This is a genomic window from Mucispirillum schaedleri ASF457 (genome assembly GCF_000487995.2).
Taxonomy (GTDB): domain Bacteria; phylum Chrysiogenota; class Deferribacteres; order Deferribacterales; family Mucispirillaceae; genus Mucispirillum; species Mucispirillum schaedleri.
This window is the reverse complement of sequence record NZ_CP097562.1, coordinates 2,322,448-2,347,083: the sequence shown is the minus strand read 5'-3', so window position 1 is coordinate 2,347,083 and position 24,636 is coordinate 2,322,448. Positions and strand designations below refer to the sequence as shown.

Sequence of the window (24,636 nt, the reverse complement as noted above, 5' to 3'; positions counted from 1 at the left end):
CAATCTATATGACATTAGGGGCTAATTTATACTATCATCATATTTTTAAAGCTTTCACTTGGATTATTTATCCCCTGCTCTATTGAAAACTTATCTTTTATTATACCGTTTTCTAAAAAAATAATATCATCACACAGTTTTAAGATTATTCTTATATCATGAGATATTACAAGATATGAAAGCTTATATTTTTCCTTTAATTCTTCCAGCAGTTTAATTATTTCTGCTTGAATTATCATATCAAGGCTGCTTAATGCTTCATCAAGTATTAATAACTTAGGCTGGACAGATAATGCTCTTGCAACAGCTACTCTCTGCTGTTCACCGCCGCTTAAATGCATTATATTTTTATAAAGTTTATCTTCACTAAGTCTTACTGCAGAAAGTAATTTAAGAACAATATTTTTCATTTCATCTTTTGCATAACTGTAATAATTTTCAACAGGCTCTTTTATTACATCATATACAGTATACTGGTGGTTCATAGAACTTTGCGGGTCTTGAAATACTACCTGCATATCTTTATATATTTTTTTTAATTCATTATATTTTAGGCCGTGTATATTTTTTTCCATAAATAAAACACTGCCTTCTGTTGCTTTTTCAAGCCCTAATATTATACGCATAAGTGTGCTTTTGCCTGCTCCATTTCTGCCTGCAAATCCCATACTTCTGCCCTGCTTTAAGTGAAATGATATATTTTCAAGCACTTTTATACTTTCTTTTTTTGAAAACCAGCTGTTATCATTATATATTTTACTAATATTCTCACATTTCAGCATAATTTTCCCCTAAATCAATATTCCACTTATTAGCATAAAGCCAGTTATTTGCAGCAATCAGCTCTTTTGTATATTTGTGGCGGTTTTCTAAAAGCAGCTCATCTTTTTTAAAAATATCTACAAGTCTGCCATGCTCCATAACTGCAATTTTATCTGCACAGCTTTTTGCAACTGCAAGATTATGTGTTATCATAAGCACAGATTTATTTTCTTTTTTAAGTTTTAATATTAAATCAATAATTTCTTTCTGACCTGCAACATCTAAATCTGATGTTGGTTCATCTGCAATAATAACTTTGCTGTCAAGGGATAATGCTATTGCAATCATTACCCTTTGAAGCATACCACCTGAAAGCTGAAACGGATATGAATTTAAAATATCCTGCGGGTTATGAAGCTCCACTTTTTCAAGCATCGTGTATACTCTATTTATAGAATATTCTTTATGATTAGATATTAATATATCTTTAAACTGAGTACCTATTGTAAAAACACTGTCAAAACATGAAGCTGGTGCCTGCATAATCATACTTATAAAAGTGCCACATATATTTTCGTTAAATGGCTTGTTATTATATAATATACTGCCAGAAGTCTGTGTTACATTTAAAGGAAGCATATTTAAAATAGAGAGAGCTGTCATAGTTTTGCCAGAACCAGACGAACCTAAAAGACATACAATTTCGCAGGCATTTATATCAAATGATATATTATGAAGTATCTGGTAATTTTTAGTGCCAGCTGATAACTTATTAATACTTATTAACTTTTCACACATAATTCACTCTCACTGCTGTATTCCTTTGTCTCATATTTATCTCTTAATTTTTCACCAATGCTGTTAAACACTGCTACTGTGATAAATATGCAAATACCAGGATACAACATTAATTCTGGATGCTCTCTAATATATGGTGCTGCATCATTTATCATAACACCCCATTCTGCTGTTGGTGCCTGCACTCCAAGCCCTAAAAAGCTAAGCCCTGCCACATGAAGCATCATGTGCCCTAAATCTAATGCAGCTAAAATAATAACCTGAGATAATACTTTTGGCATAATATGTTTTAACACTATTTTAAACCTTGATGAACCTAAACATTTTGCAGCAAGCACATAATTTTTCTGTTTTGTTTCAAGCACTATACTTCTAACAATACGCGCATACCATGCCCAGTGAGTTAAAGCTATTGCAGTGATTACATTTATAAGCCCTGCTCCAAGCACACCTATAAAAAATAAAGCAAGTATAAATGTAGGAAATGTAAGGAATACATCACATATTCTCATAAGTATGCTGTCAAAAAGTCCGCCACGAAACCCTGCAATACTTCCCACTATTAAAGAAAGTATCAGCACTATTAATATAGTTGTTAAAACACTAATAAGTGACATTCTTGAACCATATATTATCCTTGAAAAAACATCTCTGCCTAAATGGTCTGTTCCTAAAATATGCTCTAAACTTACAGGTGCAAATTTATTTGTTAAATCTGTGTCATAAGGGCTGTATGGAGCAATAAATGAAGCAAATAATGCACTTAATATAATTAAAGCAAGTAATGAAAAAAGTATAATTAACCCTTTATCTTTCATATTATACTCCATATTTTATTTTAGGGTTTAGATAAACATATATTACATCTATAATTAAGTTTACTATTATAAATATTCCAGTCATTAATATCATAAAACACTGTATCACAGGGTAATCATGGTTAGTAATAGATGATACAACATATCTTCCTACTCCGGGCAGAGCAAAAAGCACTTCCACCACAACTGCACCGCCTATTAATTCACCAAAATGCATACCAAGTGAAGTAATCACTGGAAGCATGGAGTTTTTAAGCACATATTTTCCAATAATAGTTTTTTTCTGCACACCATTTACTTTTAAATACCATACAGAGCGGTTATTTATATGCTCTAAAAAACTTGTTCTTGTAATACGGGTGTTAATAGCACTTGACATTAAACCAAGAGTTAAAATTGGCATAATCCAGCTTGAAAAACCGTCCAATCCAAAAGGCGGCAGAATATTTAATTTTAGAGAAAACACATATATAATCAGAAATCCAAACCAAAAACTAGGCGTTGATACACCAATAAATGAGAAAAATTTTATTAATTTATCTGCTAAACTGCCTTTTTTTACTGCACCTAATATACCAAGCGGAATACTTACAATTATAACTACTATCATAGCTAGAAATGTAACTTTTAATGTTACTGGAAAATAATACATCAAATCACCAAATGCATCTCGCTTAGTCATATAAGATAAGCCAAAATCAAGCTGCACTGCACCTTTAAGCCATAATGCATATTGAGTAAAAAACGGCTTATCAAGTCCTAATTCTGCCCTTGTAACAGATAAGGCTTCTTCTGTTGGCGGTATTCTTGAATTAAGAAGATATGCTTGAGCAGGGTCAACAGGTCCAAGCCTTAGCATAGTAAACACTATAAATGATACTGCAAGCATAACTGGTATAATAATCAGCAGTCGTTTTATAATATATTTAATCATTATAAGGCTCCAAAGTATGCAGCATAAATTCTGTTACCATATTACCAAACTGAAAGTTTTTCACTCTGTCTTTTCTCACCAAAGCTAAATCAAGCTCGTAACTAATTGGCAGATATACTGCTTCATTATGGAAAATATTAAGAATCTCTTCATATTTTTCTGCAATAAATGTAGTATTGTCTGATACTATTAATTTATCTATCATATTATCAATATATTCTTTTTCTTTTAATCCACTTTGTGCCTGATAGTCTGCATGGGATGGTTTTCTCATACTGCCTGCAAATGTGCCTGGCTCAAAAGGCGGTCCCCATGTTTTATTAAATATCATATCAAAACTGCCATTTGACTGTAAGCTGTAAAAAATAGTGCTTTCTTCAGCAGATAAATTAAGCTTAATACCTACATTCATTAAATCTGCCTGCAAAATCTCTGCAATTGCTTTTTGCTTTGGGTCTATACCTATATAGTGCATATCAATAGATAATATTATGCCGTCTTTTTCTCTATATAAGCCTTTTTTCTTCCAGCCTGCATTTTCTAATATCTCATTTGCTTTATTAATATTATATTCATAGGGAATAATGCCAGCATTGCAGTATTCAAGCATTGGATTAAATATCTGCTCAGCTTTTATTTCCTGATTAAGTAAAATATATTTTATAATATTATCTTTATTTACTGCCATCATAACAGCTTTTCTAACATTTACATCCTTTGTGTTATTTTTTGCAGTATTTATTGCAATCATATTTGTTACTCTTGGTTCAGATTTATAAGCTGCAATATTTTTATTTTTAGATAAGCGGACAAAATTTTCAATAGTAAAACTTCCTTCACCTATAAGCATATCTATTTTACCAGTTTCAAGAGCAATTATTCTGCTGTTTGCATCAGGCAGCACTAAAACTTTTACATATTTATATTTTGGTTTCTGTCCCCAGTAATATTCGTTTCTTTCAAAAATATCATATTCCCCAAGCCTTGTTTCTTTAAGTTTCCAAGGTCCTGAGCCAATTGGTGCTTTTATGCCTTTGCTTGTATTTTTGTCATCTAAAAATCCGTTTGGAGCAAGTATACGGAAAGGACGAGCCACACTTAACTCTTTTAATGTAAGGTTATAAGGTTTTGAAAGTTTTAGTATAAAAGTTTTTTCATCTTTTGCAGAAAAACTTTCTATCATACTAACTAAAGATATCCAGCTGTGGCGAGCCTTATTCTGCATAACAGCATTAAAATTCATAACAACTGCTTCAGCAGTAACAACACTTCCATCAGAAAATGCAGCATTACGAAGTTTAAATGTATAAGTTAATCCGTCATCACTTATGCTCCATTTTTCTGCCAAAGCAGGCTCCATATCATCTGGATTATAGCGAACAAGGCTGTCATATACCATAGTCTGTGCATACATTTGGTTTGGATTATATAAATGTGGGTTTAATGGTCCAGCATTTACAGGATATGCAATAGTAAGAGTGCTGTCATTTTTTGCATAAACTGTTGTAGATAATAAGAAAATAAAGAAAATTATTATAAACTTCTTCATCATATACCTCATTTATTGTGTTACGATTAATCAGATTTATAACACACCAAAAATATTTATGCAATATAATTTTTATTATATAACCTGTTTTTTAGTGCTGTATTTTACTAATTACTATACTACTAATAATAAATTATTATTTTATATACATTTTATCAATTAAATAAGATAATATTTTTTATTATAATTAAAATTGCGAACTTTTTAGGACACTATTCTATAATATATAGTTTGGATATTTATTTAATTAAGATTAAGATTATGTAATGCTGTCTAATATTAACAAAAACACTGCAATTATGTCATATTGAGCCATAAGGCGAAATATCTAAAATATTAGTATTTCAAAACTTTTTAAGATACTATCAAAATTTTACAGAAATAATAAAAAAGGGAAAGCATCTATCACACTTTCCCCTTATAACATACAATAAGTTATACCTATTTTTTTAATTTTATTGAAGCAGTTGTTGGTCTATCAATATTTACTAATGCTTTTTCAAAAGGCGGTTTTGAGCTAAAAGCTCCATATTTGTTATTTGAAAAACCATATCTTTCTTTAGGTTTGCCAAACATAGCCATATCAAGTATATTATTACTGTTTTCATCATGATATACCATAATACCATACCTGCCTTTATCAATATTAATCTGCTGAGAGATACTGCCTTTTTTTGCAGGTATTGAAAAAGAATATTTACATGGCTCTCTTTCTGCAAATTCATCTACATTAGTGCATATATTTACTACTATGCTGCCTTTATTTGAGCCTATATTTTCAATATTTAATGTTAAAGGCACAGTTTGAGCATATAAAGTAAATGCTGCAAAAATAAATAAACTTGTAAATATTAATTTTTTCATATACTACCATCCATAATATAATATTATTAATATATTTAAACTATTAAAGTTGTCAATATTTTTTGAATTATATTACATTATGAAATCTAGTTATTATTTTTTACATTCATATCAAGCCCAAGTGATTTAGCTGTATTTATAAGCATCATTTGGAGCAGTAAATCCATACCTGCCATAGAGCTTGAACCATTTTTATTATTAGCATTATCACCATTTATCATTATCTGTGGAAGAGTAATATTTGCAATAGCTTCACTTTGTTTTTCTACTGCATATTTATATGCTTCTAATTTTTTATCAAGAGCACCATCAGCTTCCATTACTTTTCTTTTTGCATAAGCCTGAGCATCTGCTTCTAAAATAGTTCTCTGCTTATTAACATTTGCAGCAGCAAGCAGGTTTTCTTCTTCCTGTTTTTTAAGTTTTGAGATTTCCACTTCCCTTTGAGCATTTAAAATCTGCACTTTATTTTCTCTTTCTGCAGCAACTATCATTTGCTGAGCTTTTGCTTCTTCTTCCGCTTTTATCTTTGCAATTTTAGCATCCCCTTGTTTTCTTGCAGTAATAACTTCCTGATCTGCCCGAGCTGCTTCTGCCTTAGCTGTAGCAATACCCATTTTTGCCTGCTGCTGGTCAGAAATTTGTCTTTCAATTTCTGGAGAGCATGTAATATCTGTTACCACAAAGTTAGTAGCACTTGCACCAAAAGCAGTAAGCGGCATATCATCTTTATACCTTGCAGTTGTGCCATCTGTTGACTGTTTTATATGTTTTACTTCTCTAATAACTTCTTCACTTGTTGCAGGGTCTACTTCTGTTATTTTTGTAGATTCAAGCATAAATATACCATTATTTAACTGGTCTTGACCAAGAGTAGCTAAATCAGCCATTTTTATTTTAGCATCTGGAGCTGTCATTGTTGTAGCAGCTGTAATTAATGCTCTTTTTGTTACAGGTATAATATTCTTTGCTGCAAAATCCTGAAATGTCCTGTTTGAATGTTTTGCAACAATATCAATAGCATACTGGTCATTTGTAGGCATAATAACTCTTACAGTTCCGCTTATATCACACCGTGAGTTATCAGAAAAAGTAACAGTTACAGGTCCTTGATTTGCGGGATTATCATTATCACCTGTAAAATAAACTGTTTCTGTTTTTGGAAACCTGTATATTGTTCCCATAACTTTAAGATACCAGCCGGGTGTTAAATGGGCAGACATATCGCCAGTCATAAAAGCCTGCTTAACCTGATACTCATTTGCATCAACATTACCTATTAATGAATCCATAAAAAACATAATTAATGCAAATAAAATAACTGCTGTAATAATAATATATTTTGTTTTGCCAAAAAGACTTAAAATAAAATTTTTAGGCTTTTGTGCATTCTTTTCCATAATGTTATCTCCTTTTTTAACCTATTTAATTAAAGCTACTCTATATTTTTTTCGCATTTCATCAGGATAATATGTAGATTTTGCCTGACGAAGTGTATCTTTTCCTAAATCCTGCTCAAAATTAATATATTTATATTTACTGTTTAATTTAATGCTGAAAGAATTATATAAATGCTGGTATATCCCTTTATATTCCCTTATTCCTTTTGCAAAATGCAGTGCAAATGTTTCATCATTTAATTCTTCACCAAGCACAAAGCCAGATGGTTTATTATCAGCATAAGAAATCATTCCTCTAAGATTAAACTCTGTGATTTTTTCAAGAGCTTCCAATGTTTCATAATAATCTGAGCCATGGTTTGCAGCCATATTTATATCTCTTTCCCAAATATCAAGAATATACTTTGCATCATCAAATCTTTCTAGAGTAAGCTCAAAGTCTTCTGTCTTATACCCTTCATTATACTGCTTTAACAGGTTTCTTTTTTTTGCAAGTTTTCTGCCTGCAAAAGCAGCAAGCCTTTCTGTCAAATATATATAATCAGAATCGCCATCAAGATAAGAATAAGTAAACTTATCTTCTGGAAAAAATTTCAACCACTCTTCCTGTATAGGAAAGAAAAAATCAACCAATTCTCCCATTTCAATTAATTTCTTTTGTGGTATAATATCAAGGGGACAAACTGGCATCATATATGTTTTATTATCATAAGTAATGCCATGCAGAAATATACAGTCATCACTTTCTGCCACTTGATAATTATGTGGTTTTCTGAATAAATATGCATTAGTAAAACTGTATTCAGAAAGGTATGAGTTTTTTGAACGAAGTATTGGTGCCAGTATTGCTCTGTGCGAATATTCTAATTCTTTAAAATCCATTTTATAGTTACCATTTTATAATATTTAAATTAGAGTTTTCATATACAGCATAAAAAATTATTTGTCTACAATTTTTACTTCATAAATCAATATTAACTGTATATTCTGTATCAATAAGAAGTAATGGCAGATTATATTTTATATGGTTATCTATATATCTTTTGTTTTCATCTATTAGAAATTGTTTATCAATAGAAAATAACCTACCCCTATTTTCAATAATATTAGCTTTTTCTATTATTACATCAAAATTATTATTTATGTAGTTCTCACTCATTGCAAGGCATATATATTTGATTTTATCTAAATAATCATTAGAAAAATCTTTTTTATAATCAAAAGGAATATAAGCACCTTCTATTATGATATTTTGGTTATTTTCTATGACTGTTTTAATAATTTCTTTTATAATATTCCATAAATAAATCTCTAGTTTATAATCATCATAAGGGGTAAGGTTTGTATTTCCACTTCGTATAAGTCCCATTTTAAGATGGTCTATTGAAAAATATGGAAAGTTATATTTTTCCATTAGATTATAAGCTGAATATGTTTTGCCTGTGCATGATGCACCATTTATTAAAACAACCACTGTTTATTTTCCTATCTCTATTTTTTGCCATTTTTTACTTATAAATCGTCGTGTAGATAGTGCAGAATGCAGGAAGAAACCAGAATTTAAAGCCCACCATATACCTGCTGCATGAAACCCTAATGCTATACCAAAAATATATGCAAGGGGCAGCCTTAAAACCCATACATTTAATATTGCATAAAACATTGTGGCTTTCGTATCACCTGCCCCATTTAATGCACCAGTCATAGCAAGGTTTAATGCAATAAATGGCTCTGCAATCATACAAATATAAATATATTTAATAATTTCGTCCACAACAAGTGGGTTAGGCTCTAAAAACTCTGCAATAGAGCGGGCATTAAGCAGCACAACAGCTATCATTATAGTTATAACTCCTATAGAAATAAATGCAGTTGTAAAGCCGCTTTTATATGCTTCATCAAATTTTTTCTCACCCATTAAATTGCCAACAATTACAGCATTTGCCATATTAAATGCAAAAGCTGGCATAAAAATAGCACTTTCTATCCTAAGCCCTGTTGCATAAGCTGCCATAATCTCAACAGAATTATATGAAAGCATACCCAAAATTGCATAAAGAGCAGTGCCGCCAAACTGCCAACTGAGAGATACTATACCACCAGGCCAGCCAATAGATAATATCTGCTTTAAAACAGGAAATGAAAAAGTATATGTTTTCTTAATTATTCTATATATTATAACCATATTAATAATAGATGCAGATGTTATGCTTATAGTAGTGGAAACTGCTATTCCTTTAAATCCTAAATCTGTAAAATTATAAAAATAAAGCAGTAATATAACATTTAATACAGCAGCAAATATCATTACTCCCATAGTCACAGTTACACGCTTGCATGACCTTAATACACCATTCATATTAATTAATGTTATATGAAATATAATACCAAGAAAATATATTTTTATTAATGCTGATGCATACAATTTTACTTCATCAGGTGCATTTAATATTGTGGCTATTTTGGAAGAAAATGTTATGCCAATTATACATATTACTATACCAAATAAAAAGGCAGATAAAACAGAAGTAAATACAGCTGAGCGGAACTTCTCTTTATCTTTTGATGTAAAAACACGAGATAATACTGATACAGCACCAATAGTTAATGCATGACCTGTCATTATAAAAAAACTGTATACCTGACTTGCAAGACCTGTTGCAGCCTTTACATCTTTACCAAACCTGCCTGCAATATATATATCTGTCATAGACATAATAAATTCAAATACCATCATTACAATAATAGGCCAGCTCATTTTCCAGCTTTCTTTCATAAGCGGCATTAATTTTTTTACAGGATAGACAATTTTTCTCTTAACAAATGACTTATTTTCTTGTAACATCATACACTGCAATAACATATTATTAAAATATTTTAAAGAGAAATATATATTTTATTTTAATATGTAGAAATTTTGTTAAATTTGTAATATATACTTTATTTCAAGTATTAAAAAATCATAAGGTTAATATTATAAATACTTATTTATTTTGCTAAAAATAATATGGTTTGAATGGTATACTGCAAATATACTTCTTTTATTATTGATTAAGGGGTTTTTATGATATCCTACATTTCTCTGATATTTTATATGATTGCATTCATTCATATAATCCTTTTTCTGCTTTGGGGCAATAAAAATGTCCGCAGCCTTTTTAATATATTTACTGGTACAGGACTGCTTTTTAATATTGCTGATATGGCTTTAAGATATTTTAATACTGGTGCTGCCCCTACTTCCACATTATATGATGTAATGAATATGGTATGTATTTCATTTGGTATTACATATTTTATACTTTATGCAAAATATAAAAGACCTCTTATAGGGCTTTTTATTTCTCCATTTATGGTGGCAGCTTCTATTGTTTCAATATGCTTCCCGCCAAATGTAAGCCCATCATACCCTGTAATTGATTCTATATGGCGTTATGTTCACCTGCCTTTTATTGTGCTTGGCACAACATTTTTAGTAGCAGCTTTTACAGCATCGCTTATGTATCTTATACAGGAAGCTCAACTGAAAAAGAAAAATTTTGGTTTTATTTTTCAAAGATTTCCAGCCCTTGATACTATTGCAAATATAAATAATACATCTTTACAGACAGGCTTTTATTTATTTACAATAGGCTCTGCACTTGGATTTGTGTGGATGCTGCAGAATAATTTAGAAGAAATTTTATCATCTGAAAAAATAATATTCTCAATTCTAACATGGTTTTTATATGCAGCATTAATAATATTAAAAAAACACAAACCTATGACACCAAAGCAGACTGCTCAGTGGACAGTTATTGGGTTTATTTTAATATTAGTAACTTATGTTGGCGTTGCTAACTTTATGCTGAGGTAATGAAATATGTTAGTTGTTCTAGGTTTAAATCATAATTCTGCTCCTGTAACTGTCAGAGAGCGTATGGCTATAAAAAAAGAGGAAATGGAAGACCTTTATAAAAAATTTCTTACAGAAAACAGTGTGCAGGAATTATTTTTAATATCTACATGCAACAGGGTGGAATATTATTTTATTATAAAAAATTATCTTTGTGATAAATGTGATATTCATTCGCCTATATGTGATAAATGTGAAATATTAAATATTGTTGCTCAAAACTGCAATCTTTCTGTGGAAGATTTAACAAAATATACATACTTTGCTTCTGGAAAAGAAGCCGTTACTCATCTTTTTGCAGTTGCCTCAGGTCTTGACAGCCTTGTATTAGGTGAGCCGCAAATCTTTGGACAGATAAAAGATGCTTTTGAAATATCAAAAGAAAATAACGGTATGGGTGGCTTTTTAAACAAACTTTTTGAGTTTACATTAAAAACTGCTAAAAAAGTAAGAACTGTTACAGGAATATCAGAAAATCCTGTATCAGTAAGCTATGCTGCTGTGGAACTTGCTAAAAAAATATTCTCTGATTTATCACTTGCAAAAGCTATGATAATTGGAGCTGGCGAAATGTGCGAACTTGCTGCAAGGCACTTAGTAGGCTCAAATATAGGCTCCATAATAGTTACAAACAGAACTTTTGAAAAAGCATTAAAGCTGGCAGAAGAATTTTCAGGGGATGCAGTAACTTTTGATAGATTTGCACAAAAACTTCCTGAAATAGATATTATTATTTCATCTACCGGCTCTCCAGATTTTGTGGTTACTGCTGAAATGATTAAAGATGCAATGAAAAAACGCCCTTCCCGTCCTATGTTTTTTATAGATATTGCAGTGCCTAGAGATATTGACCCAAAAGGTGCTGAAATAGAAAATACATATTTATATGATATTGACGATTTAAAAAGTGTTGTAGAAGCAAATAAAAAAGAAAGAGAAAAAGAAGCTAAAAAAGCATGGGATATTGTCCACAATGCAGCCTTTGCCTTTGATGAGCAGATGGAATCTTTAAAAATTATACCCGTTATTAAAAATATTCGGTCTTACTTTGAAGAAAAAAGAAATGAAGAATTGCAAAAATACTGCGAAAAGTTTAAAATAACTGATGAAAAAGAAATAGAACATTTAAATTATCTTTTAACAGCTACCCTTAATAAAATACTTCATAAGCCTTTTATGAATTTGAAAGAGCATGCAACTGATAATGATAAATATTCTATAGCTGAAGCAATGAATATAATATTTAAAAATAATTAATGGAGATATAGATGAAAAAGGAAGTAGTTATCGCAACAAGAGGTTCAAAACTTGCTTTATGGCAGGCAGAATACATTAAACACAAAATAGAAAATCATCATAAAGATATATCATGCAGGCTTGAAATAATTAAAACAATGGGCGATAAAATATTAGATGTGCCTTTGTCAAAAATAGGCGGCAAAGGGCTTTTTGTAAAAGAAATAGAGACAGCACTTCTTGATAAAAAAGCAGATTTAGCAGTTCATAGTATGAAAGATGTGCCAATGGAGCTGCCTGATGGATTGGAACTTTTTGAAAGTCCCTTATGCGAAGAACCAAATGATGCTTTTTTATCTATCAAATACAATTCTCTTGATGATTTGCCACAAGGTTCCCGTGTTGGCACTTCATCATTAAGAAGAAAATGTCAGCTTTTAGAATTAAGATCAGATTTGGAAGTACTTGATTTAAGAGGCAATGTGCAGACACGCATGCAGAAATTAAATGACGGTATATATGATGCAATAATACTTGCTTATGCAGGACTTAAAAGGCTTGAAATAGTAGAAAATATAAAAGAAATACTGCCTATTGAAAAAATGCTTCCTGCATCATGTCAGGGAATATTAGGTATTGAAATAAGAAGTGATGATGATGAAATAAAAGAAATACTATCTTTTATAGGTGATAAAGACAGTTACACAAGAGCTCGTTGCGAAAGAGCATTTTTACGCAGGTTACAAGGTGGATGTCAAATACCTATTGGCTGCCATTCTGTGCTGCAGGATGATAAAATATATGTGAAAGGTATTATATATAACCTTGATGGAAGCAAAAAAATTGCAAAAGAATATACAGGCGATAAATCCAACCCTGAACAGGCAGGTATTGAACTTGCAGAAATGGTGCTTGCTGCAGGCGGCGACAAAATATTAGAGGAAATTTATTCATAAAGTTTTATGAAAATTTTTGAAAACCCAAAACGAGTGCTTGTTACAAGGCAGTTTGAACAGTCTGGCTCATTTGTAAATCTATTATCAGCAAAAGGACACTACCCTTTTTTACTGCCGATGATTGAAACAGTGCAGTTATGCCCTGTAATTGAGCCCGGGGAATATGAAATTATATTTTTCACAAGTGCTAATGCTGTAAAATATTTTGCTCCATATCATCATAATATTCATGGCAAAGCATATATTGCTCTTGGCGAAAAAACAGCTCATGCAATGGAAGTATTTTTAGGAATATCAAGCCATATCACACCTACTGTTTATGACTTAAATAATGCTATGCAGATAATTTATTCCATACCTTTAAAAAATGCCAGAATATTATCACCGGGAGCAGAAAAACGGCTAGAACTGCCTGTGGAGCAAATAAATGAAATGGGTGCAGAATTAATTACACCTGCAGTATATGAAACCACATTTGCAGAATATCCAGCAGGATATTTAGACAGCTTTATTGTTGATAATAAAATAGATACAGTTACATTTTGCTCGCCAAGTGCTGCAAAATCATTTTTAAGGCAGTTTAATGGGGATAAATCTCTATTAGATATAGTAAGCATAGGCACAACAACAGCACTTTTTCTTGATAAACAGGGTGTTATATCCAGATATCCAGAAAATTTTACTGTGGAGTCTATTGTAGAAATAATATAACAAAAGGAGTATATTATGTTTCCAATAACCCGTTCAAGAAGACTAAGGTCTAGTAAAAACATAAGAAGTATGGTAAAAGAAACAACTCTTTCAGTAAATGATTTTATTTATCCATTATTTGTATGCGAAGGAAAAAGTATCAGACATGAAGTTCCGTCAATGCCCGGAATATATAATTTAAGTGTAGATGAAGTTATTAAGGAAGCAAAAGAAGCAGAAAATTTAGGCATTAAATCTGTTATTCTTTTTGGTATTCCAGACCATAAAGATGAAGAAGGAAGCGGTGCTTATGGCAGTGAAGGTATTGTGCAGAAAGCCATAAAAGCTATAAAAGATTATACAGATTTATATGTTATTACAGATGTATGTATGTGCGAATATACAAGCCACGGTCACTGCGGACATATAATAAATGGTGATGTGGATAATGACAGCACTCTTAATATGCTTGCAAGAGAAGCATTATCCCATGCAGAAGCTGGGGCAGATATGGTTGCACCAAGTGATATGATGGATGGCAGAGTTGCAGCAATTAGAACAATGCTTGATGATAACGGCTTTGAAAATATACCAATAATGAGCTATGCAGTTAAATATGCTTCTGGCTATTATGGACCATTTAGAGATGCAGCTGATTCAACTCCAGCTTTTGGCAGCAGAAAAACATATCAAATGGACCCAGCAAACAGGCGGGAAGCATTGAAAGAAGCATTTCAAGATATAGAAGAAGGTGCAGATATTATTATGGTAAAACCAGCACTTGCATATCTTGATATTATTAGAGATGTAAAAGACAGCTGTGTTGTTCCTGTTGCATCATATAATGTATCTGGTGAATATGCCATGATAAAAGCAGCAGCTAAAAATGGCTGGATAGATGAAGAAAAAGTTGTTATGGAAACACTGCTTTCTATGAAACGAGCAGGAAGCGACTTAATCATTACATATTTTGCAAAAGATGCAGCAAAAAAATTAAATAAATAATTATTACAGCAGAGATATTAATATATTATCTCTGCTTTTTCTATATCTTTATTAACAATATGCAGCATAAAACATTAGAATATCAAAAAAACACCATTCATTATTATATAAGCAAAAAAGAAAATTTTAGTAATACTCTACTCTTTGCTCACGGCTTAACAGCAGATTATTCAATGTTTGAAAAACAAGTGGAATATTTTAAAGATAAAATTAATATTATCTTGTGGGATATGCCACTGCATGGTAAATCAAAAAACTGTGATTTTTTTTCATATAATGATAATTCTGATATAATGTATAATATTTTAAAAGAAGAAAATATTAATTATGTAACCCTTGCAGGAATGTCTATGGGCGGCTGGACCTGTCAGTTTTTTGCAGCCAAATATCATAATATGGTTTCAGGCTTTATTGCAATTGATACAACACCTTTGAATTATAAATATTACTCTAAATTAGATATATGGCTAATAAAACATATATCATTTTTTGCTAAACTTTTTCCAGAAAATATGCTGAAAAAATCAATGGCAAAATCTATATCAAAAACAAAATATTCTTATGAAAAAATGATAGATATATATCAAAATTATACAAAAGCAGATATAATAAAACAGCTAGATATGTATTATAAACAGTTCATAATAGAAAATAAAGATATATCCATAAAGTGCCCAGTAATACTAATTGCAGGGGAATATGATAATACAGGCAAAGTATTATTGTATTCAAAACAATGGGCAAAAGATATTAAAAGTCATCTATATATTATAAAAAATGCTGCTCATTTCTCAAATGCAGATAATTATGAAGAAGTAAATAATATAATAGAAAAATTTATGAAAAATAAAAATGCACTGTAAAAATTTTGCTGTTAAAACTATAATATGCTTATTTACACATAAAAAAGGGGATGTTTAAACATCCCCCAATTTACTTTATTCTTTATTATCTGCTAAATGTTCAGACATAACACGCATTATTCTATTTCTGCGGTTAAGTTTGGCTGATGCTGTATCTACAAGTTTTTTATATTTTTCTGGGTCTGCTTTTTTAGTTAAACGGAACCTGTTTTCTCCATCCATAAACCCAGATAAATCGCTGACTGGTTCTTTACTATCAATAATAAGAGGACTTTTACCTTCTTCTATTAAGTCTGGATTAAATCTCAGCAGTGTCCAGTAACCAGCATCTATTGCTTTTTTCTGTTCTAATGAGCCTTTTGTCATATCTATACCTTGAGCTATACAGTGAGAATAAGCTATAACAATAGAAGGTCCATTATAACGCTCTGCTTCAACAAATGCTTTTATACACTGTAAAGGGTTTGAAAGAGAAACTTTTGCAACATATATACTGCCATAAGTCATAGCTATCATTGCCAAATCTTTTTTCTCTCTAACTTTGCCGCTTGTAGCAAATTTTGCAGAAGCACCAAGTGGAGTAGATTTAGAAGCCTGACCACCTGTATTAGAATATACTTCTGTATCAAGCACAAGCACATTAATATTTTCACCGCTTGCAAGAACATGGTCTAAACCGCCATAGCCTATATCATAAGCCCAGCCATCACCACCTAATACCCATACTGATTTTGGTGTTAAGTAATCAGCAATACTTAAAAAGTCGTCTTTTTCTGCAATATTAGATGATCTAACTGCTTCTTTTAGCTTTTCTATTCTCACACGCTGTTTTTCTATTTCCTGCTGGTCAGAAGTATTAATATTTGCAAGTATATCATCAATAAGAGCAGCATCAGCAATATTTTTATTAGCATTTAAATAAGATGCAGCTTTATCTTTAAAGTAATCTACAGCTAAACGCATACCAAAACCAAACTCTGCATTATCTTCAAATAATGAGTTACTCCATGCAGGACCCTTGCCGTCGCTGCGAGTGCAGTATGGAGTAGTTGGCAGGTTGCCACCATAAATTGATGAACATCCTGTTGCATTTGCTATTAAGAGCCTGTCGCCAAAAAGCTGAGTTAAAAGCTTAATGTAAGGTGTTTCTCCGCAGCCTGCACATGCACCAGAAAATTCAAATAAATGGGGGGCAAGCTGGCTGCCCTTAACTGTTAATTTATTATATTTTTCAACAGCAAGTTCAGGGATAGACTCAAAAAATTCAAAGTTTTCTACTTCCTGCACTCTTAATGGAGTTTGCGGCTCCATATTAATAGCTTTTCTTCCTGTGTCTGCTTTATTAACAGCAGGACAGTTCATTACACATGTAGTGCAGCCTGTGCAGTCTTCTGGAGCAACCTGCACTGTTGCTGTATATCCTGCAAACTCTTTACCTTTTGCATCAGTATGTTTAAATGATGCTGGAGCATTTTTAAGCAGCTCTTTATCATAATATTTCATACGGATGGCAGAATGTGGACATACAAATGAACATATTCCGCACTGTATACATACATCAGGGTCCCAAACTGGAATATTGACAGCAATATTTCTTTTTTCAAAACGGGCAGTGCCAGTTGGCCATGTGCCATCAACAGGCATTTGAGATACTTTTATTTTATCCCCTTCTTCTGCGACTAATACACTTGTTACTTCTTTTACAAAACTGCTTGCTTTTTTATCTGTTAAACAGCCATTAATTAATGTATGCAAAGCACTTTCATCTTTTAAAGAAGTATAATCTACTTTATAAAGTCTTTCAAAACCTGCATCTGCCGCAGCATTATTTTTAGCAACAGTTTCTTCGCCATATTTACCGTAAGTTTTTTGTATAGTTCCCTTAATAGCATTAAGTGCTTTATCTTTTGGTATAATATTAGATATAGCAAAAAATGCTGACTGTAATATAATATTTATACGAGAGCCAAGCCCAAGTTCCTGAGCAACTTTAACTGCATCAACAACATAAAATTCTGCTTCTTTTTCTTTTATTGATTTTTGAACAAGTGCTGGCAGTTTGTTCCACACTTCATCTTTGCTGTATTGGCTGTTAAGCAGAAATACACCGCCTTTTTTTAATGGTGAAAGTAAATTATATCTTTCTAAAAAGCTGAAATTATGACAGCCAATAAAATCTGCTTCCTGAATTAGATACGAGCTTTTTATCTGCTCTGCACCAAACCGAACATGACTTATAGTCATAGAGCCTGCTTTCTTAGAATCATATACAAAATAAGCCTGAGAGTTTTTATCAGTTTCTGCAAAAATAATTTTTGCAGTATTTTTATTTGCACCAACTGTGCCGTCAGAACCAAGTCCATAAAACATAGCATTATAGCTTGCTGATGGGATAATCCATGAAGCATTAAATTTTAATGATTTATGAGTAACATCATCTTCAATACCAACAGTAAAACCAAAAACTGGACTTTCTGATGCTGCATTTTCATACACTGCTTTAACCATAGCCGGTGTAAAATCTTTTGAGCCAAGACCAAATCTGCCTCCAAGAATTCGTGGATATTTTTCTAAATTAGTAATTTTTGCAGCCATTGCTTCACCTATTGCTGTGCGGACAGTTAAATAAAGTGGCTCGCCAACAGCCCCCGGCTCTTTAGTTCTATCAAGCACTGCAATATTTTCAACAGTTTTAGGAAGAGCATCAACAAAAGCTTTCACTGGAAATGGCTGAAATAAATGTATTTTAACAACACCAAGTTTTTCTCCATTTGCATTAAGATAGTCAATAGTTTCTTCTATAACATCACATGCAGAGCCCATTGCAACAATAACACTTTTAGCATCTTCTGCCCCATAATAATCTACTAAATGATACTGTCTGCCTGTCAAAGCTGCAAATTTATCCATTTCGCTCTGCATGACAGCACCAACATTATCCATATATTTATTAACTGTTTCTCTGCCTTGGAAATATACATCTGGATTTTGAGAAGTGCCTTTAATAGTCGGCTTATCAGGGGTAAGGCTTCTTTTCCTATGCTCTCTTACAAGCTCATCATTAACCATATAATGCATATCATCAAAAGTTAATTCTTCCACAACAGAAAGTTCATGAGATGTTCTAAAACCATCAAAGAAATGTAGAAATGGAATACGGCTTTTAAGAGCAGCTGCCTGAGCAATCAATGCCATATCCATAACTTCCTGCGGATTATTAGAAGCAAGCATAGCCCAGCCACAGGCACGGCATGCCATAACATCTGAATGGTCGCCAAAAATAGAAAGACCTTGCACAGCCAATGCTCTTGCACTAACATGAAAAACAGTAGGTGTAAGCTCCCCTGCTATTTTATACATATTAGGTATCATTAATAAAAGACCTTGAGATGCTGTAAATGTAGTAGTTAAAGCACCAGCAGTTAATGAGCCATGCACCGTTCCTGCTGCACCGCCTTCTGACTGCAACTCTACAACATACGGGACAGAGCCCCATATATTAACCTGACCTTTTGCACTTTTTTCATCAGATATTTCTCCCATAACTGATGATGGAGTAATAGGATAAATAGCTATTACCTCATTTACAGCATGTGCCACATGAGCTGCTGCCATATTACCATCCATAATAGTTTTTTTGCGTTCCATGCTTCCTCCACTTAAACTTATGCGATTTTAGCACAATTTATTTTTATGTTTTCTTTTACTAATAAAAAGGCTTTTAGTCAAACAAAAAAGTGCCTTTTTTAAACTCTGGTAGATTATCATATAAGAATATTCTAGTCAAGCATTTGAATTTTTTTAGATTTTACAAAAATCATATTATTTCTTAAAATATATTGATATTAAACAAAAAAAAGTGTATTATGTTAGTATGTATAAACTATTATATAAAATAGGCTCAAATGTTATTACTGTTGGAAGTTTTTTTAAAGGCCACAGTCTTTTTTGTTTGCAGGTGTCTTCAAGGGGAATTTTCAGCAAATATGCTTATTCGCCAGCAGTGCAGAAGGCTTTAATTAAACAAATATATTTTTCTGGCTTTGAGCTTATTGTTATTATGACTATTACGGCTCTGCTGTTAGGAATGACGTTTGTTGGAACTATTACAAAAGTCCTTATTGCTCTTGATGCTGCACCTAATATTGGACCTATATTAACAACAGTTATTATACGCATTACAGGGCCGTTAATAAGTGGTATACTTATTATATTAAGAACATCTACCACCCTGCTTGTTGATGTGGGTATGATGAAATATAACAGAGAAATAAAAGCGTTAGAAGCTATGAATATTGACCCTTACATATATTTATATTTTCCACGGGTTCTTGCAAGTGTAGTATCTATGGTTGTGCTTTCAATATATTTTTCTACACTTGCTATTATTGGCGGTTATACATTATTAAGTTTTCAGTCAAACACTTCGCTTGATTATGTTTTAAGCCAAATTGTTTCTACTATCTCTATGTCAGATGTAGCAACTTTCGCTTTTAAAACTGTATTAATAGGGTTTATTGCTGCATCTATCCCTATATATATAGCACAAAAAATGCAAAACTCACAAACAGCCCTTATTCAAGGAATGATGAGCTCTATGATTGGTATATTTTTTACCTTTATTATCATCATTATTTTAGGGGAAGTTTTTATATGATAAATAAAAACCTTGTAACACTAAAAGCTAACTATTTAGCTGATACAATGCAAAGTGAATTAATAAAGAAAACTATATGGAGTAATGTAAGCATTGTTTCTTACAATATTCCATTACTTGCAATGCTTTCTATATATGAAAATATTTCACTGCCTTTGCAGTATTTTGAAAATGTAAAACAAAAAGATGCTGAAAATATAGTATTAAATATGCTTAAAAAATACAATATGGCTCATGCTATGTATTATAAGCCTAAAAAATTAAATGAATTTGAGCTTTTAATAGTAAAATATCTGCGGGCTTCTATTAGAAAGCCAAAGCATATATTTTTTTTTCTGCCGCACAGAATGCTTTTAACTGATGACTATTCACCATTTATACATTTTATAAAAGATATTAATAGTGCAGATGTAACAGTGGTAGAAAATTACAGATATTTTGATGAATATAAAAACTTAGAATTTAAGGAGATACCATATAACTCATGGCAGACCCTCGTTTTAAAAATTTAGAAATAAAAGTAGGACTTTTTGTTGTTATTGCTGTCATTATAATCATAGTGCTTGTTATTGCCATAGGTATAAGCCGTGATATTTTCACAACAAAAGTTCATATAAATGTATATACAGATACTGGTGAAAATCTTGCAAAAGGTATGCCTGTGAAATATGCAGGTTTTCAAATAGCAAGAGTTAATGATTTAGCATTACAGGATGACGGCAGAGTTATTATGCAGATTGGTATACCTGCAAAATATGTTAAATGGATTAGGCAGGATTCTGTATTTTCTTTAAGTCTGCAAAATATTATAGGCAGCAGTTATATTGATGTAAAAACAAACCTGCAAAGCGAAGCTCCAAATATTGAAACTGGAAGCATTTTCAGTCTTAAAAGAGACCAAGGACTGCAGGGCATTATAGAGCAGGTAACACCTGTTGTTGCTGATTTAAAAGAAATTATTGCAAGTGTTAATACTATCTTAATCAGATTTGCTGATAAAGATGGCGACTTTAATAAACTTATGCGTGGTCTTGGCTCTCTTGGCTCAGATATTGCAAATAAAGAAGGCTCTCTTGGATATTTACGCTCTGATGTTGTGCAGAATGAAATCTCAAACTTTTTGCAGGATTTAAGAAGTTTCACTGAATCTGCTGTCCGTATGGCTCATAATGTAGAAAGCGGAAGTGTTACATTAAAACGCTCTCTTGAAATATTTGACGAACATTCTGAGCCTATTGTTGCAGGCACAAGTGAAGTGGTAAGTGAAGTTCAGAATATGGTTCGTATTATTGCCCCTATTGTTGCACGGCTTGACCAGATAGCTGCAAACTTAGAGCGTGCCTCACAAAATGCAGCAGACGGCACAGAAAACTTAGATGAATTAAGAAGTGAAATACAATCTATTGTTGAAAGTGGTAACGAATTAATATTAAAAATACAAAACACATGGCCTATAAGTATTGGCAATGAAAAAACACCGGAGAAAGTTCCTTTAAAATGATAAATAAGTTTAAAATAATACTGGCTGTTTGTTTATGTATTATAATTACAGCCTGTGCAAGTAAAACTGAAAGAGATGATATGCTTCTTGGTATGACACTTGTAGAAAGAGCTGTAGATTATCAGCTGCAGGGCAGAGAGCGTATGGCATCATACACTTATAACCGTGCAGTTGCAAAATTTAGAGATATGGGCAGCTTCTGCAATATGGCTCGCACAGCCATAGTTATTGTTACAGCAGACCCAGAAGAAAGCCTGCCTCTTTTAGAAGATGCAAGAGCTTTTGCTGCACTTGGTAAATGTCAGGAAGAATTAAATATTATAAACTTTTTAAGCCATAATGATTATGATATAAAAACACTGCCATATCCTTATGACACTATGGCTAAATTTTATGCAACAGGCGATATTTCTTATTTATTAAAGATTGCAAACAGCTCATCATCAAGTGAAAGACTTAAAAGCTATGCTTTCAGGCAGGCAGCAAATTATATTGTAGATAAAGACCCAGAATATGCTATTAAACTGATTGATAAAGCATCTGTCATAGACAGTAAAGAAGCATGGACCTTAAATCTTGTAAAAAACGAAAGAATACGGCTAAATGCATTAAGAAGTATGGGGCTTCCTGATGATACAGCTGTTCAGAGACTAAAAATTTTAGAACAGGCACTTAATGAAAAGTATTAAGATTATAACAGTAGTTATTTTTTCTTTTACATTTATTTCATGCGGCAGCGAAGAATACAGCACTGAATACGAAAACTGGTTTGGATATTATTCAAGATACAAAGGTCAGACTAACCATGCATATTATAATGGATATACTGATGCAGAAGCTATGGCAAAAAAAGTAGTAGATGGTATAAATACAGCAAAAAAATTATACAGAACAAGCATTACTGCTCTTATTCCACCTATTTTTTTAGATAATAATACTACTTATATGTATGACAATCTTTCTGTATGTCCTGCAAGCACAGGCTGGAGAGAATATAACTCAAAACCTGTCAGGTCTATCCCAAATCCTGATAATTATACTTTTGAATGTTTTATAAACTACTTTAACTACTGCTTAAATGATAATTTAGACAGCTCCCCAAGAAATGTTATTATAGACTACCAAAATACAGCATCAAAACAAAAAATATTAGCTAACTATAAAGGTATAGACGGCACAAAAAAGATTAATTATGAACTAGAAGCAAAAGACATAAATGTAAAAATAAATGAAAGCACCGGCAGTGATAATATAACAATATTTGGACTTGTTATAAAAGATGCCACTTACAACACTGATCATATTACATCAGAAGACCCATCCGTGCCTAAAACTGTTATTTTAAGGCTTGATATGCCTAAAGAAGAAACACAATACAGGTTTGATTTTTACAGTGATAATGGCACATTAAATTTCTATCATTATAAATACGGATATGTTACTATTGACATTTCTGATTTTATAAACAGCACAAGACCAATAGATAATAGAGCTAAAATAACTATGATTTATCAGGAAAATAAACAATGCCGATTTTCTATCAGCGAATTTGGCACAAGAGATTTTAACTGCGACTATAAATATGACCAGCAGGAACCACCTATAAGCAGCTAAATACTGCTTTTTATATTTCTGCTTTATTTTTATATTTTATAAAATGAAATAATGAGCTTATTAAAGCAAATGGCAGAAGATGTATATATAAAGGCAGTGCAGATTTAAAGCCATCAGCCATATCATACATTCCTTTTGATATTACTTTCATCATTTCTTTTTGTGCTGCAAAATATATATTAGCAGTTTTTATTTCTGCAATCCCTTCTATATAGTATGCTCTGCCCATAACTTTATAACCATGCAGATAAAGCATTATCCATAAAGGAATATATGCCATTTCAGGGAAAAATGTGGCTTTATATATTATATATGCCTTACCATTTTTGCATTTTGGCAGATTTTTATATAGTTTATAAATAAATTCCATATTTAATGATGCAGACTTTGTTTCTGCATATATTACAATATTATTTCCTGCCTTTTCTATATTATCTAATACAGTAATCTCCCCTTTTATATCATAAAGCCCTTCTTTTAAAGCAGATAATATCTTTAAAGCAGTTTCATCACTATTTTCTGCAATAAACAGCCAGTTAACAGCTTCTTCTGCTTTTATAAAAAGACCTTTAATATGGATTAACATATTTAAAATACATATTAATATAACTGCATAATCTACAGGTGAATTATATGATATATAAGTTAAATAAGACCAGAAAATAATATATACATAAGAAAAAACTGCCGCAGGAAGTCTGCCTGCCCTGTAAGCCATAATTAAAAGAATATTAGTAAGCGGTATAAGATATAGTGCATAAATATTATCTGTTATAAAATATAATACAAGCACAGGCAAAAATATAGTAAACACTTCAATAACTGCTGCCCAGAAGCCAAGAGAAGCAAAAAGAGCAGTGCCTGCAAGAAGCATAAAAAGTGATGCAGGTATATTATATCCATTTGATGTCACATACAATATAATTGCAAATAAAAACCATAGTTTAATTATTCTTCTGCATTCTGCACATAACTGCATATATTATTCCTCATTAACATTATAATCATTTATCTTGACTATATATAATATAGAATAAAAATAAACAATATTAAAATATTTATTTTTTAATCTTAACTAACAGGACAAATGTTAC

At 31.7% G+C, this 24,636-nt stretch carries 23 protein-coding genes; 11 read left to right on the top strand and 12 right to left on the bottom strand.

Features of this window, described 5'->3' with window-relative positions; genetic code table 11:
• Nucleotides 1-26: 26 nt before the first annotated feature.
• From N508_RS10900 to N508_RS10855, 10 genes are all read right to left on the bottom strand, one after another.
• On the bottom strand, nucleotides 27-782 hold the full coding sequence (locus N508_RS10900; protein WP_023275674.1) for an ABC transporter ATP-binding protein: 756 nt from the start codon (nucleotides 780-782) through the stop codon (nucleotides 27-29).
• The gene (locus N508_RS10895) at nucleotides 769-1,560 is read right to left on the bottom strand and encodes an ATP-binding cassette domain-containing protein (protein WP_023275673.1); all 792 of its coding nucleotides are present in this window, start codon (nucleotides 1,558-1,560) and stop codon (nucleotides 769-771) included. The genes N508_RS10900 and N508_RS10895 overlap by 14 nt, the downstream gene beginning before the upstream one ends.
• The gene (nikC, locus tag N508_RS10890; protein WP_023275672.1) at nucleotides 1,545-2,378 is read right to left on the bottom strand and encodes a nickel ABC transporter permease subunit NikC; all 834 of its coding nucleotides are present in this window, start codon (nucleotides 2,376-2,378) and stop codon (nucleotides 1,545-1,547) included. Before nikC ends, N508_RS10895 begins: the two co-directional genes overlap by 16 nt.
• A 1-nt stretch (nucleotide 2,379) precedes the next feature.
• A complete protein-coding gene (locus N508_RS10885; protein WP_023275671.1) occupies nucleotides 2,380-3,312 on the bottom strand; it encodes an ABC transporter permease subunit in 933 nt (310 codons plus the stop codon).
• A complete protein-coding gene (gene nikA / locus N508_RS10880; protein ID WP_076654234.1) occupies nucleotides 3,305-4,864 on the bottom strand; it encodes a nickel ABC transporter substrate-binding protein in 1,560 nt (519 codons plus the stop codon). Before nikA ends, N508_RS10885 begins: the two co-directional genes overlap by 8 nt.
• A 438-nt stretch (nucleotides 4,865-5,302) precedes the next feature.
• Nucleotides 5,303-5,725, bottom strand: a complete 423-nt coding sequence (locus N508_RS10875) for a DUF2141 domain-containing protein (protein WP_023276932.1) — start codon at nucleotides 5,723-5,725, stop codon at nucleotides 5,303-5,305.
• Between the two features lie 86 nt (nucleotides 5,726-5,811).
• Nucleotides 5,812-7,125 carry a flotillin family protein gene (locus N508_RS10870; protein WP_023276931.1) on the bottom strand — a complete coding sequence of 438 codons (1,314 nt, stop codon included), beginning with the start codon at nucleotides 7,123-7,125 and terminating at the stop codon, nucleotides 5,812-5,814.
• Between the two features lie 21 nt (nucleotides 7,126-7,146).
• Nucleotides 7,147-8,007 (bottom strand): DUF2156 domain-containing protein, encoded by an 861-nt coding sequence (locus N508_RS10865; RefSeq protein WP_023276930.1) that lies wholly within the window; start codon nucleotides 8,005-8,007, stop codon nucleotides 7,147-7,149.
• 79 nt (nucleotides 8,008-8,086) lie between these two features.
• Entirely contained in the window at nucleotides 8,087-8,599 is a 513-nt protein-coding gene (locus N508_RS10860; protein ID WP_023276929.1) for a hypothetical protein, read from the bottom strand.
• Nucleotides 8,600-8,602: 3 nt separating this feature from the next.
• Entirely contained in the window at nucleotides 8,603-9,973 is a 1,371-nt protein-coding gene (locus N508_RS10855) for an MATE family efflux transporter (RefSeq protein WP_023276928.1), read from the bottom strand.
• Nucleotides 9,974-10,189: 216 nt separating this feature from the next.
• Between N508_RS10855 and N508_RS10850 the strand changes: the two genes are divergently transcribed.
• From N508_RS10850 to N508_RS10825, 6 genes are read left to right on the top strand one after another with little or no spacing between them, the layout of a single operon-like run.
• Entirely contained in the window at nucleotides 10,190-10,981 is a 792-nt protein-coding gene (locus tag N508_RS10850; protein ID WP_023276927.1) for a cytochrome C assembly family protein, read from the top strand.
• Nucleotides 10,982-10,987: 6 nt separating this feature from the next.
• Nucleotides 10,988-12,277 carry a glutamyl-tRNA reductase gene (hemA, locus tag N508_RS10845; protein ID WP_023276926.1) on the top strand — a complete coding sequence of 430 codons (1,290 nt, stop codon included), beginning with the start codon at nucleotides 10,988-10,990 and terminating at the stop codon, nucleotides 12,275-12,277.
• A gap of 11 nt (nucleotides 12,278-12,288) precedes the next feature.
• Nucleotides 12,289-13,212, top strand: a complete 924-nt coding sequence (hemC, locus tag N508_RS10840) for a hydroxymethylbilane synthase (protein WP_023276925.1) — start codon at nucleotides 12,289-12,291, stop codon at nucleotides 13,210-13,212.
• A gap of 6 nt (nucleotides 13,213-13,218) precedes the next feature.
• A complete protein-coding gene (locus tag N508_RS10835) occupies nucleotides 13,219-13,923 on the top strand; it encodes a uroporphyrinogen-III synthase (RefSeq protein WP_023276924.1) in 705 nt (234 codons plus the stop codon).
• Nucleotides 13,924-13,935: 12 nt separating this feature from the next.
• The gene (gene hemB / locus N508_RS10830) at nucleotides 13,936-14,907 is read left to right on the top strand and encodes a porphobilinogen synthase (protein ID WP_040637423.1); all 972 of its coding nucleotides are present in this window, start codon (nucleotides 13,936-13,938) and stop codon (nucleotides 14,905-14,907) included.
• A 59-nt stretch (nucleotides 14,908-14,966) separates the two neighbouring features.
• On the top strand, nucleotides 14,967-15,770 hold the full coding sequence (locus tag N508_RS10825; protein WP_023276922.1) for an alpha/beta fold hydrolase: 804 nt from the start codon (nucleotides 14,967-14,969) through the stop codon (nucleotides 15,768-15,770).
• Between the two features lie 75 nt (nucleotides 15,771-15,845).
• Here N508_RS10825 and nifJ read toward each other — a convergent pair whose 3' ends face one another.
• Entirely contained in the window at nucleotides 15,846-19,418 is a 3,573-nt protein-coding gene (gene nifJ, locus N508_RS10820) for a pyruvate:ferredoxin (flavodoxin) oxidoreductase (protein WP_023276921.1), read from the bottom strand.
• Between the two features lie 226 nt (nucleotides 19,419-19,644).
• Between nifJ and N508_RS10815 the strand changes: the two genes are divergently transcribed.
• The 5 genes from N508_RS10815 to N508_RS10795 are packed head-to-tail and all read left to right on the top strand — an operon-like array spanning nucleotide 19,645 to nucleotide 23,542.
• Nucleotides 19,645-20,427 carry an ABC transporter permease gene (locus tag N508_RS10815; RefSeq protein WP_023276920.1) on the top strand — a complete coding sequence of 261 codons (783 nt, stop codon included), beginning with the start codon at nucleotides 19,645-19,647 and terminating at the stop codon, nucleotides 20,425-20,427.
• On the top strand, nucleotides 20,424-20,939 hold the full coding sequence (locus N508_RS10810) for a P-loop NTPase family protein (RefSeq protein ID WP_023276919.1): 516 nt from the start codon (nucleotides 20,424-20,426) through the stop codon (nucleotides 20,937-20,939). Before N508_RS10815 ends, N508_RS10810 begins: the two co-directional genes overlap by 4 nt.
• Nucleotides 20,912-21,928, top strand: coding sequence for an MlaD family protein (locus N508_RS10805; RefSeq protein ID WP_023276918.1), 1,017 nt, complete (start codon nucleotides 20,912-20,914; stop codon nucleotides 21,926-21,928). The genes N508_RS10810 and N508_RS10805 overlap by 28 nt, the downstream gene beginning before the upstream one ends.
• Entirely contained in the window at nucleotides 21,925-22,617 is a 693-nt protein-coding gene (locus tag N508_RS10800; protein ID WP_023276917.1) for a hypothetical protein, read from the top strand. The genes N508_RS10805 and N508_RS10800 overlap by 4 nt, the downstream gene beginning before the upstream one ends.
• Nucleotides 22,604-23,542, top strand: coding sequence for a hypothetical protein (locus N508_RS10795; protein WP_023276916.1), 939 nt, complete (start codon nucleotides 22,604-22,606; stop codon nucleotides 23,540-23,542). The genes N508_RS10800 and N508_RS10795 overlap by 14 nt, the downstream gene beginning before the upstream one ends.
• 10 nt (nucleotides 23,543-23,552) lie before the next feature.
• Here the strand turns inward: N508_RS10795 and N508_RS10790 are convergent, their stop codons facing one another.
• Nucleotides 23,553-24,521, bottom strand: coding sequence for a hypothetical protein (locus N508_RS10790; RefSeq protein WP_023276915.1), 969 nt, complete (start codon nucleotides 24,519-24,521; stop codon nucleotides 23,553-23,555).
• Nucleotides 24,522-24,636 lie beyond the last annotated feature (115 nt).

Coding starts and splice junctions, on each gene's coding strand:
- N508_RS10790 (WP_023276915.1), bottom strand. CDS start 24,521: ATGCAGTTATGTGCAGAATGCAGAAGAATAATTAAACTATGGTTTTTA.
- N508_RS10870 (WP_023276931.1), bottom strand. CDS start 7,125: ATGGAAAAGAATGCACAAAAGCCTAAAAATTTTATTTTAAGTCTTTTT.
- N508_RS10855 (WP_023276928.1), bottom strand. CDS start 9,973: ATGATGTTACAAGAAAATAAGTCATTTGTTAAGAGAAAAATTGTCTAT.
- hemC (WP_023276925.1), top strand. CDS start 12,289: ATGAAAAAGGAAGTAGTTATCGCAACAAGAGGTTCAAAACTTGCTTTA.
- N508_RS10815 (WP_023276920.1), top strand. CDS start 19,645: ATGTATAAACTATTATATAAAATAGGCTCAAATGTTATTACTGTTGGA.
- N508_RS10885 (WP_023275671.1), bottom strand. CDS start 3,312: ATGATTAAATATATTATAAAACGACTGCTGATTATTATACCAGTTATG.
- N508_RS10810 (WP_023276919.1), top strand. CDS start 20,424: ATGATAAATAAAAACCTTGTAACACTAAAAGCTAACTATTTAGCTGAT.
- N508_RS10795 (WP_023276916.1), top strand. CDS start 22,604: ATGAAAAGTATTAAGATTATAACAGTAGTTATTTTTTCTTTTACATTT.
- nikA (WP_076654234.1), bottom strand. CDS start 4,864: ATGATGAAGAAGTTTATAATAATTTTCTTTATTTTCTTATTATCTACA.
- N508_RS10825 (WP_023276922.1), top strand. CDS start 14,967: ATGCAGCATAAAACATTAGAATATCAAAAAAACACCATTCATTATTAT.
- N508_RS10900 (WP_023275674.1), bottom strand. CDS start 782: ATGCTGAAATGTGAGAATATTAGTAAAATATATAATGATAACAGCTGG.
- nikC (WP_023275672.1), bottom strand. CDS start 2,378: ATGAAAGATAAAGGGTTAATTATACTTTTTTCATTACTTGCTTTAATT.
- nifJ (WP_023276921.1), bottom strand. CDS start 19,418: ATGGAACGCAAAAAAACTATTATGGATGGTAATATGGCAGCAGCTCAT.
- N508_RS10895 (WP_023275673.1), bottom strand. CDS start 1,560: ATGTGTGAAAAGTTAATAAGTATTAATAAGTTATCAGCTGGCACTAAA.
- hemA (WP_023276926.1), top strand. CDS start 10,988: ATGTTAGTTGTTCTAGGTTTAAATCATAATTCTGCTCCTGTAACTGTC.
- N508_RS10865 (WP_023276930.1), bottom strand. CDS start 8,007: ATGGATTTTAAAGAATTAGAATATTCGCACAGAGCAATACTGGCACCA.
- N508_RS10805 (WP_023276918.1), top strand. CDS start 20,912: ATGGCAGACCCTCGTTTTAAAAATTTAGAAATAAAAGTAGGACTTTTT.
- N508_RS10850 (WP_023276927.1), top strand. CDS start 10,190: ATGATATCCTACATTTCTCTGATATTTTATATGATTGCATTCATTCAT.
- N508_RS10875 (WP_023276932.1), bottom strand. CDS start 5,725: ATGAAAAAATTAATATTTACAAGTTTATTTATTTTTGCAGCATTTACT.
- N508_RS10835 (WP_023276924.1), top strand. CDS start 13,219: ATGAAAATTTTTGAAAACCCAAAACGAGTGCTTGTTACAAGGCAGTTT.
- N508_RS10800 (WP_023276917.1), top strand. CDS start 21,925: ATGATAAATAAGTTTAAAATAATACTGGCTGTTTGTTTATGTATTATA.